15 protein-coding genes and 1 riboswitch are annotated in these 14,463 nt (G+C 51.0%); of the genes, 14 read left to right on the forward strand and 1 reads right to left on the reverse strand.

The features are described 5' to 3' along the window. Positions 1 to 38: 38 nt before the first annotated feature. The 11 genes from pucD (at position 39) to ade (ending at position 10,732) form a co-directional block, all read left to right on the forward strand. Positions 39 to 2,345, forward strand: coding sequence for a xanthine dehydrogenase subunit D (gene pucD, locus AC50Y3_RS03490; RefSeq protein ID WP_494817354.1), 2,307 nt, complete (start codon positions 39 to 41; stop codon positions 2,343 to 2,345). Further along, positions 2,342 to 2,845, forward strand: coding sequence for a (2Fe-2S)-binding protein (locus tag AC50Y3_RS03495; RefSeq protein ID WP_494817355.1), 504 nt, complete (start codon positions 2,342 to 2,344; stop codon positions 2,843 to 2,845). Before pucD ends, AC50Y3_RS03495 begins: the two co-directional genes overlap by 4 nt. After that, positions 2,842 to 3,327 carry a nucleoside deaminase gene (locus AC50Y3_RS03500; protein WP_494817356.1) on the forward strand — a complete coding sequence of 162 codons (486 nt, stop codon included), beginning with the start codon at positions 2,842 to 2,844 and terminating at the stop codon, positions 3,325 to 3,327. The genes AC50Y3_RS03495 and AC50Y3_RS03500 overlap by 4 nt, the downstream gene beginning before the upstream one ends. Further along, the gene (gene uraD / locus AC50Y3_RS03505; protein ID WP_494817357.1) at positions 3,324 to 3,824 is read left to right on the forward strand and encodes a 2-oxo-4-hydroxy-4-carboxy-5-ureidoimidazoline decarboxylase; all 501 of its coding nucleotides are present in this window, start codon (positions 3,324 to 3,326) and stop codon (positions 3,822 to 3,824) included. The genes AC50Y3_RS03500 and uraD overlap by 4 nt, the downstream gene beginning before the upstream one ends. 23 nt (positions 3,825 to 3,847) lie before the next feature. Then, the gene (gene pucL, locus AC50Y3_RS03510; RefSeq protein ID WP_494817358.1) at positions 3,848 to 4,849 is read left to right on the forward strand and encodes a factor-independent urate hydroxylase; all 1,002 of its coding nucleotides are present in this window, start codon (positions 3,848 to 3,850) and stop codon (positions 4,847 to 4,849) included. Continuing rightward, entirely contained in the window at positions 4,846 to 5,187 is a 342-nt protein-coding gene (gene uraH, locus AC50Y3_RS03515; protein WP_494817359.1) for a hydroxyisourate hydrolase, read from the forward strand. Before pucL ends, uraH begins: the two co-directional genes overlap by 4 nt. Before the next feature lie 77 nt (positions 5,188 to 5,264). Further along, complete coding sequence (locus tag AC50Y3_RS03520) at positions 5,265 to 5,474, forward strand: hypothetical protein (RefSeq protein ID WP_494817360.1); 210 nt, start codon at positions 5,265 to 5,267, stop codon at positions 5,472 to 5,474. A gap of 451 nt (positions 5,475 to 5,925) precedes the next feature. Beyond that, positions 5,926 to 6,075 carry a 50S ribosomal protein L33 gene (gene rpmG / locus AC50Y3_RS03525; protein ID WP_494817361.1) on the forward strand — a complete coding sequence of 50 codons (150 nt, stop codon included), beginning with the start codon at positions 5,926 to 5,928 and terminating at the stop codon, positions 6,073 to 6,075. 119 nt (positions 6,076 to 6,194) lie between these two features. Then, positions 6,195 to 7,106 carry a CapA family protein gene (locus AC50Y3_RS03530; protein WP_494817362.1) on the forward strand — a complete coding sequence of 304 codons (912 nt, stop codon included), beginning with the start codon at positions 6,195 to 6,197 and terminating at the stop codon, positions 7,104 to 7,106. 190 nt (positions 7,107 to 7,296) lie between these two features. Continuing rightward, positions 7,297 to 8,790, forward strand: coding sequence for an MDR family MFS transporter (locus tag AC50Y3_RS03535; RefSeq protein ID WP_494817363.1), 1,494 nt, complete (start codon positions 7,297 to 7,299; stop codon positions 8,788 to 8,790). Positions 8,791 to 8,825: 35 nt separating this feature from the next. Further along, a riboswitch (purine riboswitch) is annotated at positions 8,826 to 8,925 on the forward strand. Between the two features lie 55 nt (positions 8,926 to 8,980). Then, complete coding sequence (ade, locus tag AC50Y3_RS03540) at positions 8,981 to 10,732, forward strand: adenine deaminase (RefSeq protein WP_494817781.1); 1,752 nt, start codon at positions 8,981 to 8,983, stop codon at positions 10,730 to 10,732. A 69-nt stretch (positions 10,733 to 10,801) separates the two neighbouring features. Here the strand turns inward: ade and AC50Y3_RS03545 are convergent, their stop codons facing one another. After that, positions 10,802 to 11,284, reverse strand: coding sequence for a DinB family protein (locus AC50Y3_RS03545; RefSeq protein ID WP_494817364.1), 483 nt, complete (start codon positions 11,282 to 11,284; stop codon positions 10,802 to 10,804). 233 nt (positions 11,285 to 11,517) lie between these two features. On the opposite strand from AC50Y3_RS03545, the gene AC50Y3_RS03550 reads away from it, so the two are divergent. The 3 genes from AC50Y3_RS03550 (at position 11,518) to AC50Y3_RS03560 (ending at position 14,462) form a co-directional block, all read left to right on the forward strand. After that, positions 11,518 to 12,375 carry a LysR family transcriptional regulator gene (locus AC50Y3_RS03550; RefSeq protein ID WP_494817365.1) on the forward strand — a complete coding sequence of 286 codons (858 nt, stop codon included), beginning with the start codon at positions 11,518 to 11,520 and terminating at the stop codon, positions 12,373 to 12,375. A gap of 158 nt (positions 12,376 to 12,533) precedes the next feature. Further along, the gene (locus tag AC50Y3_RS03555) at positions 12,534 to 13,571 is read left to right on the forward strand and encodes an NADH:flavin oxidoreductase/NADH oxidase (RefSeq protein WP_494817366.1); all 1,038 of its coding nucleotides are present in this window, start codon (positions 12,534 to 12,536) and stop codon (positions 13,569 to 13,571) included. A gap of 99 nt (positions 13,572 to 13,670) precedes the next feature. Further along, entirely contained in the window at positions 13,671 to 14,462 is a 792-nt protein-coding gene (locus tag AC50Y3_RS03560; protein ID WP_494817367.1) for a GNAT family N-acetyltransferase, read from the forward strand. The last annotated feature ends 1 nt before the right edge of the window (position 14,463 follow it).

Genomic DNA, 14,463 nt, shown 5'->3' on the forward strand with positions numbered 1-14,463 from the left:
CAACACAACATGACGTGAAATGCGGGAGGGTGATGAACATGCTGCTTAACCGAAGCTCCAGCAAGGAGCGGTGGCGAGTCAGGCCGGACGGTCCCGATAAAGTGACGGGCAAGCTTGCTTATCTCACGGATCGGACTGCGCCGGGCATGCTGATTGGGCGCGTGCTGCGAAGTCCCTATCCTCATGCGCGTATTCTAGCCATTCGCACCGATCAAGCGCAGCAGCTGCCGGGTGTTCATGCGGTACTGACTCATGCGGATGTCCCCGGTTTGAATGGATATGGCATTGCGGTTCAGGATCAACCCGTGCTGTGCTGGGATCGAGTTCGCTACGTTGGCGATGCGGTTGCTTGTGTTGCTGCCGAGACGGCTCAGCTGGCAGAGCAGGCTTTGGCACTGATCGAGGTCGATTATGAAGTGCTGCCGATTATGGACAGTCCTTCGAAGGCGGTGGCTGCGGATGCGGTGAAGCTGCATGCAAAGGGGAATATTTTGCATCAAACTGAATTTGCTCGCGGTGATATCGGGGAAGGCTTCGCAGGCTGCGTCCATATCGTGGAGGAGACTTACTTTTCGCCTCGACAAATGCATACGTACATGGAAACCGAGGGAGGATTGTTCGTTCCGGAAGCGGACGGACGGCTGACGGTTCATTCCCCGACGCAGCATGGGTTTATGGATCGGTTACAGCTCTCGCGCATTACCGCGATGCCGGAGACGGCCATTCGTATCTTATCCAGTCCGATCGGCGGTTCCTTCGGGGGTAAAGATGAGCTGAACGTTCAGCCGTATGGCGCATTGCTCGCCCTCAAGACGAATCGTCCCGTTAAGATTCACAATTCCAGGCAAGAGTCGGTGAAGGCCGGGCTTAAACGGCATCCGATGACGATTACGATGAAAACGGGCATTGATGGGAATGGCAGTATCCTGGCACATCAAGTATCAATAACGGCGGATACCGGGCCTTATGCGACGCTTGGAGCGGAAGTGCTTCATTTTGCCACCGAGCATGTGATCGGGCCTTATCGATATGGAACGCTCGATGTACAAAGTGTTTCTGTTTACACCAACAACGGAATGTCCGGCGAGTTTCGCGGCTTTGGCGGCAATCAGGCGATATTTGCGCTGGAAGGTCAGATGGATCGTCTGGCAGAGGCGTGCGGGATGGAGCCTTGGGCGTTCCGACTGCGCAATATGCGTAAGAAGGCTGATCCGGGGCCATTCGGTCATCCGATAGCACCAACGGACGGTGCGAAGCAGGTATGGGATGCGGTCGCGGCTTCGCCATTGTGGCTGGAAAAGCAACAGGAGCAGCGGTCTGCCCCGTCTGAACCTTGGCTTCATACCGGCATAGGGGCAGCCTTCATTATGCATGGAGCCGGTCTTGGAGCCGGCATACCCGATCCTGCAGGCGGCAGGCTGGTGCTGGCCGAAGATGGCGTCATTGAAGCGCAGTTCGGCTACGAGGAATGCGGGCAAGGGCTATTAGCTTCCCTTGAGCTGATGCTGATTGAGCAGTTTGGCTTCGCGCCGTCAGATCTGCGCCTCATTATCGGCGACACCGATGCAGTGCCGGACAGCGGTTCGACGACCGCTTCCAGAGCGACAACGATGATGTGGAAGTCGCTGCAGCAGCTGCGGCCTCCATTTGTAAGCAGCCTGCTTGGCGCGGCAGCTGAAATTCTGGCCCTTCCTGAAGAGGAGCTGCGTGTTGGCGCCGGTGGTATTTGGAGCAAGTGTGAATCCTGCGGCAACGGTAACGGTAGCGGTAAAATATTGCTCAGCTACAAAGAGCTAGCGGAGCGTGCAGGACGAGAAATCCGTGCCGAGACGAAATTCGCGTTTCCAGCCACGACGTTTCCGCGGACGGGAGCCCATTATCTATACACCTTTGCTGCGGTGGTTGCGAAGGTTGAAGTCAATACGCTGACAGGACGCGTACACGTCCTTGAACAATATCATGCCGTAGCGGCCGGTCCGGTCGTAAATCCGCAAGGGTATCTGGGTCAAATCGAAGGCGGCAGCATCATGGCGCTGGGCTATACGCTGACTGAGGAAGCGCTCATGCAGGAAGGTCGCTATATGACGGCTAACCTCGACAGCTATTTAATCCCGACAATCAAGGATGCTAACGGAGTCGTTCATGTCGAGGCGATTGAAGAGCTGCCGGAAGGAGATGTGTTCGGACCGCGCGGAGTCGGCGAAATCGGTTCGGTTGGCGTTGCTCCTGCCATATTAGCAGCGGTGCATGACGCAATCGGAAGACGTCTGAATAAACTCCCAATCGATCCGCTTGAGCTGCTGGAACGGCCTACATTCACGGTGAAGGCGGTGAAGGACCTATGAAAAATGAGTCCGAGCTTCAGCAATGGTCTTCCACTCCGCTAAGCTGTTCCGTAAATGGCGAAGAAGTGCAGTTGGATGTCCCTGAGAGTAAACGATTGTTAGCGATCATACGTGAAGATCTGGAGCTCTCCGGCACGAAAATATCCTGTGAAATCGGGCGCTGCGGCGCCTGCATGGTGATGGTGGATGGCAGAGCGGTCAATGCCTGCCTGACGATGGCTTATCAATGTAACGGGAAGTCAATTACGACCATTGAAGGCATCGCCGGCGAAGGCTTGCATCCGGTTCAGCAGGCCTTTCTCGACGAAGGAGGCTACCAATGCGGGTATTGTACGCCTGGTATGATCGTTTCGGTAACCGCGCTGCTGCAGGAGCAGCCACACCCGACGCTTGAGGAGGTTGTGGAGGCTTTGTCAGGCAATTTATGCCGGTGTACGGGCTATGGGGGAATCTTTCGCGCGGTACACCGGGTCATTGAACAAGGGAGGGATCAGCCATGAACGAGAAGGAACGGCATTTGTATTATTTGCGCAAAACCATTGAAGTGTCCAAGCAGGCAATAGCTTCAGGCAATACGCCGTTTGGCGCAATCTTGGTCGATCCGTCCGGCACCATCGTTCTGGAGCAGGGCAATGTGGAGGTGACGACGGGCAGCTGTGCCGGTCATGCGGAGACGACCCTCATGGTGAACGCCTCGCGAACATTTTCGAAGCAGCAGCTTTGGCAGTACACGCTCTACACTTCCGTTGAGCCTTGTGCCATGTGCGCAGGTGCGATCTATTGGGGGAATGTGGGCAAAGTCGTATATGGCATGTCGGAGAAACGGCTCATCGAGCTGACCGGTAATGATGAACGGAATTTAACGTTAAATTTGCCCTGCAGAGACGTCTTTGCCTGCGGTCGTAAACCGATTGAAGTGATTGGGCCATTCCCGGAAATCGATGCGGAGACAGCAGCCGTACATGCGGGGTATTGGACATGAGCATAAGTCTATGGCAGCTGAATACGCTCAGTAAAGAGATGTTCGTCGGTCAAATCGGAGGTGTGTTCGAACACTCGCCTTGGGTAGCGGAGAAGGCTTGGGAAGCAAGGCCCTTTCATTCCGTCAACGAGCTGCATGAATCGATGCTGGCTGCAGTCCGATCAGCAGCCGAAGAACAAGTAACCGAGCTGCTGCGCGCGCATCCAGATTTGGCGACTCGAATGACGATGACATCTTATTCCTCTGCTGAGCAGCAAGGGGCAGGGCTGCATGAGCTGTCCCCGGACGAGTTTAAGCGATTTGCTCAGCTCAATGCGGCTTATACGTCACAATTCGGATTTCCCTTTATTATGGCGGTACGCGGCAAAACAAAAGGCGATTTACTGGCAGCCATGCAAGAACGATTGCAGCATTCTGCCGCGCAGGAGCGCAAACAAGCGCTGCTCGAAATTCAGCGGATCACGCAGCTGCGATTGCTAGATTTAATTGAAGAATAAGTCTTGAGGTGAAAGGATGATGCATGATGAAGCTTCGAGATGGACGGACGCTTTATTATGGCAAAGGCGATGTGCTGACCTATCGAACCTATGCGGCTCCGCTTGTCGTAGCGCCGATTCCGGAATCACCGTATTGTGGGGAATCCAATATTATTTTTGCGCATAATGTGACGTTCTCGGTCAGCAGCGAGGTGCTGCTGAGCTCGTTCAGCGAAGGTGACAACACGCATGTTGTCGCTACCGACTCGATGAAAAATTTTATTCTAAGGCATGCTGCGGCGTATGATGGGAGTACGACCGAAGGCTTCCTGGCCTATGTTGCGGAAGCTTTTCTCGCTCAATACCCGCATATTACGGATCTTGAGATTGCTGCCGATCGCATTCCGTTCCAGTCCATTCAGGTTGGCGGGGATGGGGGATTTAATGAGAGCGGATTGGTGTTTCGCAGATCTCACAACGAACATGCCCATGCATCCTTGGCGATGAAGCGCTCTGTCGATGATGGAGTCGTCGTTGTCGGTCAGTCCAGCGGAATTGCGGATTTACAGCTAATTAAAGTGAGTGGCAGCTCATTCTACGGATTCATTCGAGATGAATATACGACTTTACCCGAAAGCTATGATCGGCCCTTATTTATTTACTTGAATCTTCATTGGCGGTATTCGAAGGTTACGGATGCGTTAGATGGAAGTGGCGGCGCGTATGTGGCGGCGGAGCAAATTCGTGATTTGGCTCAGCAGGTGTTCCACGCGATCCAATCTCCCTCTATTCAATATTTGGTCTGTCAAATTGGCTTACAGCTATTAACCAGATTCCCTCAGCTGGAGGAGGTTAGCTTCGAATCCAACAACCGCACCTGGGAAACGATCGTCGATCGTGATCCGGTCACGGGAGCCGGTGTATATACGGAGCCGAGGCCGCCATATGGGTTTCAAGGGTTCTCGCTGACTAGGGCGGATTTGGAGAGTGCTGATTTCCAGAAGGCGATAGCCAATAATACTGCAAAGTCGGTAGCATCGCCATGATGGGTCAATTGACTACACATGTTCTGGACACGTCACAAGGGAAGCCGGCTGCCGGGATGAAGATTCAGCTGTGGGTTCATTCCTCGCTTGGCAAAGCGCCGCAGCTGATCAAAGAAGTACAGACAAACGCGGATGGACGCGTGGATACGCCCTTGCTTAGCCGCGGCGAATTGCATAATGGCGAGTATGAGCTTGTATTTGATGTTGGAAGTTATTTTGGCGATACGCGGTTCCTAAGCCTAGTGCCCGTTCGCTTCATCGTCGAGGATTCGGGCTCCAACTATCATATCCCGCTGCTAGTTGCGCCGGGTGGTTACAGTACGTATAGGGGCAGCTGAACTGGCAGGATTTTGCAAAGCGGCTTGCGCAATGGTAGAGTATAGACTACCTACATACGTGCAAGGAGTGAGCATCGATGACAGAACCGCAGGCGGTCCAAGTCCATCCTTTTTACAAACATGCTGAAGAAGCGTTTAGGCTGCTTCCTGAAGCTGCAGAGAGTTTAGCGAAGCTGAAAGCGGCGTTCGAAGCCGCAAACGAAGAGTTTCTGGCGATTGAGCTTAAACATATGCTGGCGAGGCTGGAAGAGCTGCGCGCATTGTTCGCGGATGGTCCGACAGGTTAGATAGTGGGAAAGAGCTAAGCACTTTGATGTGCTTGGCTTTTTTTTGTAGGCCAATTATGATGAAGGCGATAGTCGGCCCGGAAAAAGCGTACCCAGGCTGATCAATTAACGAACCGTACAAGCCTTATTGGATCAAAAAGCAGGATTTTGAAATTCTAACGAACCCTACAGGCGCTATTTGGCTAAAAGCTCATGCATTTCTGCCTATTTCAACGCAATAAGGTCTCTGTGGTTCGTTAGAATAATTGAGGAGGCATTTTCGCCCCAATAAAACCACTACGGTTCGTTAGAGTAGCGAGAGATTCGGTGCAAAGCAGCTTCAAGACGGGAAGCAATTTGTCGCTTACGCATGGCTGGAACCTGGATTGAAAGCATCAGCTACTTTGTATATTTGGATTGTCACCCAGACGCCTTCATTCATAAATTAGGGATAAAGGAAGGTGATGAAATCATGCGCGTAACGATTACGATGGCATGTACGGAATGCGGGACACGCAACTACATGACGACCAAAAACAAGAAAAACAATCCGCAGCGTCTGGAGCTTCGCAAATATTGCCCGACGCATAAAAAGGTAACGCTGCACAGAGAAACGCGATAATGAGCAAGTGCAATCCGCGGTTTTGATCTGCACCTCACTTGTTAGATGAGTCTAACATATGGGGGGCAGTTTATTTCCGCGGATTTTTTGTAATTCAAATTGCCGGAGGAGGTGGAGGGATGAGAATTACAATTGCGGCAGTCGGGGATTTATTGATGAAGAAGAAAATGATTGCATCGGCCCAGCGTGAAGGCGGATTCGCCCCGACCTTTGCCAAAGTGAAGCCCTATCTGCGTAATTCCCATTTGACGATAGGTAATCTGGAGACGACCTTTTCAGGTGCCGGTTTTCGAGGGGAACGCGGGAAACTGCTGTTCAACTCCCCGGACAAATTCGCCGCTACGCTTCGGAGCTTGGGTTTCAATGTATTGGGCACGGCCAATAACCATTGTATGGACGGGAAAGTGTCCGGTCTAAAGCGGACATTGAATGTCCTCGACCGTAACGGTCTGCGGCATACGGGCACGAATCGTTCAGCTCAAGAAGCTCACAGGAAGCTGATTGTGAACGTGAAGGGAATCAAAGTCGGCATTTTGGCTTATACGAAAGGAACGAACGGGATATCAGTGCCGCAGACGTGGCTGGTTAACCGGCTAAACCGGAAGAAAATGATAGCGGATGTGCGTAATTTGAAGCGGAGATCGGATTTTATTATCGCTTGCCTTCATTTCGGGAAAGAATTTCGACATTACCCCGATCGCAGCCAAATCAGGCTTATGCAACTGTTATTTAAGCATGGCGTGAATGTAGTGCTCGGAGCGCATCCCCATGTGCTGCATCCCATAAAAATGGCTAAGGTAAAGGATATCGACGGACAAATTAGAAATCGGGTATCCGCATCGTCCTTGGGTAATTTCGTTTCCACCGAACTCCCCCAACATACCGCCAGACTACGCGGTACAATCTTGCTGTTAACCATAGCGAAAGATGAAAAAGGGAAGACGGATGTAGTGAAATTATCGCGTGTGGCAACTCGGATCAAACAAAATGTAGGGAAGAACAACGTTTATCGGGTTGTACCTGTTAGATAAATTGAATATGGAGGAAAAAGAGGTGAAGAATGGCTTCACTTCTTTTTTCATGGCAACCCGATACTGAGGGGGGGAGCTAGGGAAACTATCCGAATTCGTGCAGGCTTGCCAGATACATATGCTTCCTTCGTTAATTATTATTATGGACTGAGGGAGAACCTAACGAGCAGTAGAAAGGAGAGGATCGAACATGTCTGCACGAACTCCATCGCAATCATTACCGAACAAAGACGACTTCTCGTTGAAAAAGATAATGCCGCCACTTATGGCCATTATCGTGGGTATGATCATGGTTATTCTCGACAGTACGGTCGTCAATAACGCCATTCCGCATCTGGTGGATTATTTCGACACGGATCTGAAGACCATCCAGTGGACGGTTACCGGTTATACGCTCGCTTTGTCCGCTGTCATTCCGCTTGCGGGTTGGCTGACGGACAAATTCGGCTCCAAGCAGATCTTTCTTCTGACGATTACCTTGTTCACCATCGGTTCGCTCTTATGCGGGATTGCACAAACGCCGGAGCAGCTCATTATTTACCGAGTTATCCAAGGCTTAGGCGGAGGTATGGTATCCCCAATCGGGATGGCGATGGTGTTCAAGCTTGCGCCTCCTGAACGCCGCGGATCGATCATGGGTGTATTAGGCATCCCGATGCTGATGGCGCCGGCTTTCGGCCCAGTCTTGTCAGGTTGGTTAGTGGATTCGGTCAGCTGGCATTGGATCTTTATTCTCAATTTGCCAATCGGTATTATTGCATTCATTCTCGGCGTAAAATATTTGCCAAAGTCCGATCGTCATAAAGCACCTCATCTGGATGTCATCGGCATGCTGCTTGCGCCAATTGCATTCACGATGCTTGCTTTCGGCGTGAGCGAAGGGGGTACAAGCTGGTCATCGACTGGTGCAATTACGGGGCTAACCGTTGGCGGAATCGCATTACTTGTGTTTATATTCGTGGAATTAAGGCAGGAGCAGCCGCTTCTGGAACTGAAAGTATTCAAATCGTCGGACTTTACGCGCGGGATTATATTGACTTGGATCGTGCAGCTCGCGTTGTTTGGCGCCATGTTGATCGTACCGCTGTACCTGCAAAGCGTCAAACATTACACAGCCTTGGAGACCGGCTGGATTCTGATGCCGCAGGCGATTTGCGCAGGAATTGGGATGCCGATCAGCGGACGATTGTTTGATAAAATCGGGGCAAGGCCGCTTGCGTTCTGTGGACTAGCTGTCGTTTCCGCGGCATTGTTTATTTTATCTACGGTATCGGTCGACACCAGTCTGTGGCTCATTATCGTTTCCATATGCATGATGGGCCTTGGCATGGGCTTCTCCATGATGCCGCTGAATACACATGTACTGAACTCGGCGCCTAGGCGATTGGTTAGCCGGGTCACGCCTCTTACAACAGCTGCGCAACAAGTTGTCGTCTCGTTCGCGGTCGCCGGTCTTACCGGGTATCTGACCGCACAAATCACTTCCCATGCTGAAGGCGCAGGACAAGGAGCAAACCCGCTATCTGCAGTAGTCGCGGGCTATGGAGATACGTTCTTCCTGTCCGCATGTATCGCAACCGCGGGTGTCCTTCTTTCGTTAATTCTTCGCAAGCCAAGATTGAAGGAAGAGGATAAAAGAAGCATCGGAGATGAACCGGATGCGGCTATGATGATGGGGCACTGAAGCACCTTGTATTTAGGTTGCCGGATGTTGTACAATTACGACAATTGATACGAAGTTGTATAACCTCAATAATATGGTTTGAGGGTCTCTACCAGGAGCCGTAAAATCCTGATTACAAAAATGTGTATTTCGCTTACACGTTTTTGTGATCGGGATTTTTTGTTTTATTACAAGAACCGAGGTGTGAATGATGGTGCAAAATAGTTCAGCTTTGCGTCCGCGTATCCGAGTCGCGGCCAAACAGGATCCGGCGGATGTGGTCATCCGTAACGGACGAATTGTGAATGTTTTTACAGGTGAGGTTATGACAGGCGACATCGCGATCGTTGAGGGAATTATAGCCGGAATCGGCAAGTACGAGGGAAAAGAAATTGTCAATGCTGGGGGACGTTATATCGTGCCCGGTTTCATTGACGGTCATGTCCACATTGAAAGCTCGCTGCTTACACCGCCGCAATTCGCTCGTGTTTCGCTACTGCACGGAGTCACGACGGTCGTTACGGATCCGCATGAAATCGCCAATGTCGCGGGAACAGCGGGTATTCAGTACATGCTCGATGCTGCCGAAGGTTTGCCGATCGACAGCTACGTCATGCTGCCATCATGCGTACCGGCAACTACGTTCGAAAGTAATGGGGCACAGCTGGACGCAGGGCATCTGAAGCCTTTCTATAGCCATGCCAATGTATTGGGATTGGCAGAGGTTATGGATTTTCCATCCGTTGAACATACGGAGGAACGCATGCTGCATAAACTTGAAGCGACTCATGAGGCAGGCGCTCTAATGGACGGGCACGCTGCCGGAATAAGCCGCGAAGGGCTAAATGTATATATGGCCGCAGGCATTCGTACCGATCATGAGAGCACCAGCTTGCAAGAGGCGCAGGATCGACTCGACATGGGCATGTACTTGATGATCCGCGAAGGGACGGTCGCGAAGGATCTTGATGCGCTGCTGCCTGTCGTCACGCCGAGAAATGCAAGACGCTGCCTATTCGTCACCGATGATAAGCTGATCGACGATTTGCTCAGCGAAGGCAGCATCGATCATATTCTAAGGCTTGCAATGGCGAAAGGTCTCGATCCAATTACCGCCATCCAGATGGCGACGTTGAATGCGGCGGAGTGTTTCCGCCTTTATCGGCATGGTGCAATCGCAGCAGGTTACCAAGCCGATTTGGTGCTGCTCGACGATCTGGAACAAGTTCAAATCCATCAAGTATATAAGCGCGGCCGCTGCGTAGTGGATGCCGGCAAATTAGTGGAAGAAGCTTTCCCGCCAATAGATCGGACGATGGACAGCATGAACCGCAATTTGCCCGGAATTAATGCTAAAGAGGTCGAGCCGGCTCAATTAGCTATCCCGCTCACGGGCGATCGGTGCCGCGTCATTGAGGTCATTCCGAACTCCCTTGTAACAAATCAACTTATTGAACAAGTCATTGCGGATGAGAAAGGGATGTTCTCGCCATCCACAGCCAGCGATTTGCTGAAACTGGCTGTGATCGAACGACATCAGGCGACCGGAAATGTAGGCGTTGGGATCGTCAAAGGCTTCAAACTGCAACGAGGGGCGATTGCAACAACTGTAGCGCATGATTCCCATAACATTGTGGTGGTTGGCGTTTCCGACGAAGAAATATTGCTCGCGATCGCTGAATTGAAGCGAATCGGGGGCGGAGCGGCGGTCGTAGCCGGCCAAGAGGTCCTTTCATCGCTGCCTCTGCCAATTGCGGGTTTAATGTCCGACCGGCCCTACATGGAAGTGAATGAGGGACTCAAGAAGCTGATGACTGCAATGACCGAGATTGGGGCTTCGCAGGATTTCAATCCTCTGCTAACCTTGTCGTTCCTGACACTGCCGGTCATTCCGCACTTGAAACTGACGGACAAGGGCTTATTCGATTTCAAATCGTTCTCCCATATTGCGGTAGAGGTTTAATCAAAGCGCAAAAAAGACCGGCATTTAGCCGGTCTTTTGTATGTGAATGTAAGTGAACTTGATGAAAGGTTATACAGTCAAATCTGCATAAAATGGCGGAACTGCGCCAAGCATGCGGGCATATACGTATAGTTGTCCTTTGTGGTGCGCCTCGTGACCGATTAAGCGGTGCAGCACTTCGACAATCGGTTCCGTAACTTGAAAGGCATCAATGGTAGCGTCTTGCCGTAAATCGGATTCTGAATAGGAGGCAAGCTTCTGTTCATGTTGGGCGGTAAGCTGCTCAACAAGCTGGCGAGCTTCGGCTAGTGTCGACGGTAGCGGAGGGATCATCATGTCCCGTTTCTCGATAGCAGAGAAGAAGAAATCCGGCGTAAATGCAAGATGATGTACCAGCTCAATGGTCGTCATTCCACCATCCCAAGGACGCCAAGATCCGCCTGATTCAGGCAATACCGCGACAAGCTCGAGCAAAGCATTACGGTGCATTTTCCAACGTTTCATTACTTGTTGTCCCGCAGTGAGTTCCATTGTTTTTGTTGTTGTTGTCATTATCTATCACTCCTCGATTCGAAATATTTTTATGAAGCGCAGCGCACTATAACCAAGAACAATTCATCACTTCTGCATGACACTGCCTTGGATAATTATCGTTTCAGACAAAGAACAAAACGACGATGTAGTTGTCGTTGTTTTTGCTGTATCCATACTGTAACACCGCAGACCTGCAGATTGTACTACCGCTATGTTTGACCGGGAGTAACCAAACGTTATGAGGGATGAAGATGAGAATTGAATGGCTGGAGGCCTTTCAGCAGACGGCGGAAACGAAGAGCTTAACGAAAGCCAGCGAATCCTTGCATATCAGCCAGCCCGCTCTAAGTAAGCAAATCCGAAACTTGGAGGTTGAGTTAGGAGCCCAATTGTTGCTGCGCTCGTCCGTCGGCGTATCACTGACAACAGCCGGTCAGATCCTGCTCGAAAGAAGCAAACGTATCCTTAATGAAGTAAATGCGCTGCGACGGGAAATTACGCTTAGCCAGGATGAAGGGAAGGTCGTACTGACGATCGGTTCTTGGCCAAGTATCGCGACGATCTATTTGCCCGGCCGCATTGCAGGCAATCAGCAGGCAGAAACAAAATTGGAGATCAAAGTACGGGTGTTTTATAGCTTTTTCGAGTTGCTGACGAATTTGGAAAATGGCACGATCGATGCTGCTTTTTTCGATGACAGAGGGGTTAAGCACTCTTTCTACACGACACCTGCATTTACGGAGAGGTTCTTCCTGTTCGTGAATGTAAGCCATCCTATTTACGGAAACAAAGAAGAGGTTCAGTTTGAGGAAATTAAGGATGAAACGTTTGTCATGCTGCCTGAGGGCTGCGATGTAAGAATGTTAGTCGAGAAAGAATTTTCCGACAGAGGCAATCAGCTGAACATCGCGTTAGAAATTGAACTCGGACAAAGCATTCTTGGTTTCGTTCATGCCAACCTGGGGATTGCCATTCTGCCCGAAATCTTCATTATTCAGAAGAAGGATACGATTAAAGTCATTCCCATTACGGATTTTGCGACGATACGCCAAATCTCGATTATTACTCGCGAAGAATCCGTCAGCAAACAGTTGTTAGGCTTCATTTAATCGCATTTGCCCATCATCCGTCATAACGATTGGTTATTGCCCACCAAACAGAAACGTAGTACAATCATCCATTTTGGAGTGGTACAGTTACGAAGTACTTATCACAACCACTACCACTGCCGAGAAGCAGTTGAAGGTATAAGGGAGCATACGAATCCATGTACAATTTGTTCAACGACTTTAAAATCAAGGGTTTGGAACTGAAAAACCGAGTCGTCATGCCGCCGATGTGCCAATATGCTGTCAGGAACAATGATGGAATTCCCACAGAATGGCATTACGTGCATTATGTGAGCAGGGCAATTGGTGGAGCCGCGCTTGTGATCATCGAGATGAGCGACATCGAGCCCGACGGCCGGATTACGGACTTCGATTTAGGCGTGTGGTCTGACGAACAAATCGCACCGCTCAAACGCATCGTCGATGCATGTCATGAATACGGAGCGAAAGTGGGCATTCAAATCGCTCACGCCGGACGCAAAGCCGAGCACGCTGAAGTTCCCGTCGCACCTTCGCCGATTCCGTTCGACGAGAAGTCCAAAACGCCAAGAGAGTTAACGACGGAAGAAACGAAGGCGATGGTCGAGAAATTCCGTAAGGCGGCTGAACGCGCGATTGAAGCCGGCGTGGATACGATCGAGATTCATGGCGCCCACGGCTATTTGATTCACCAATTTCAATCGGGCTATACCAATAAACGAACCGATGAATATGGCAAGGACAAGACGTTATTTGGCTGTGAAGTCATCCGTGCTGTCAAAAGTGTGATGCCGGAAAACATGCCGCTTATCATGCGCATTTCCGCAAGAGAATACGTTGACGGCGGCTATGGCCTTGATGAAAGCATTGCATTCTCTAAGGCGTATCGCGATGCAGGCGTCGATATGTTCCACGTGAGCTCCGGCGGCGAAGGCCCGATTCTGGCGCATGGCAGGCCGGGCACGCATGTTGCTTACCAAGTACCGATGGCCAGAGCAATCAAGAATGCTCTGGATGTCCCTGTAATCGCCGTAGGCAGACTGGACGAACCTTCGCTCGCCAATGCGGTCATTGGCAATGAAGACGCAGATCTCGTCGCGGTCGGAAGAGGGATGCTGCGGAATCCGTACTGGACGCTCGAGGCTGCCAGTGTGCTTGGCAAAGAAACGTCGCTTCCGGGCGTGTACGGCATGGGTTTTAGAGGATTGACGAAATAATATGGAGTCATGATCGAGCACCGTTCGGCTGCCAACGGTGCTTTTTTTTGCGAGTAAACTAATCGATCAATAATAACGAAACAAGTGAGGTCATGCGACATGATAAACATACCCGAGAAGATCAAGCAAAATGTCATTTTCTCCAGAGTACAACTGAGTCTTGTATGTCCTCGTATCGTGCTGGAGCAAACGCCAAAGGGCATGCGATATGAATCTGATCTCACTCATCCCCTGTACAACAGTGTGATCGCGTATCAACAACCTTTGTCCGATAAAGGAACCGAGGATGACATCGCAAGCATAATTAAAGGATATAAGGCTCGGGGCGTTCCTTTCACTTGGCTGACTTGGACTCATGACGCCGATTACGGGAACTTAGCACAAACGCTCGCATCGAACGGACTTCAGAAAGTCGATAGCCTGTCAGGAATGTCGCTTTCCTTATTGGATTGGACATACATCTCGCCGGAGATTCCCGGATTGGTCATCCAACCGATCCGAACGCGAGCCGAGATGTCTTGGTTTAGAGAAATTGTGCTGCCTGTATTCGGATTTCAAGGTGAAGCCGGCGATGTCCTCGTTAAATTCAGCGAAGATACCGGTATTGGCGAGAAGGCCGCTTTCCGCCATTACATAGGCTTCATAGATGGCCAGCCGGCCGCAGCGGCAACTGCGATTCATGATGGGGAAACAATCGGAATCTATAACGTAGCCACATTGGAACCCTATCGCCGCAGAGGCATAGGAAGCGCATTGACTGCCCATGCCGCAAGCGAAGGTTATGCCGCCGGCGGAAGGCTTGCCGTGCTGCTGGCAAGCAAGATGGGACAAAGCGTGTATCAGGCGATCGGATTCGAAGAGGATGTCACGATTGACGTTTATTTGGGCTAAA

The sequence above is a fragment of the Paenibacillus sp. J22R98 genome (assembly GCF_059383835.1).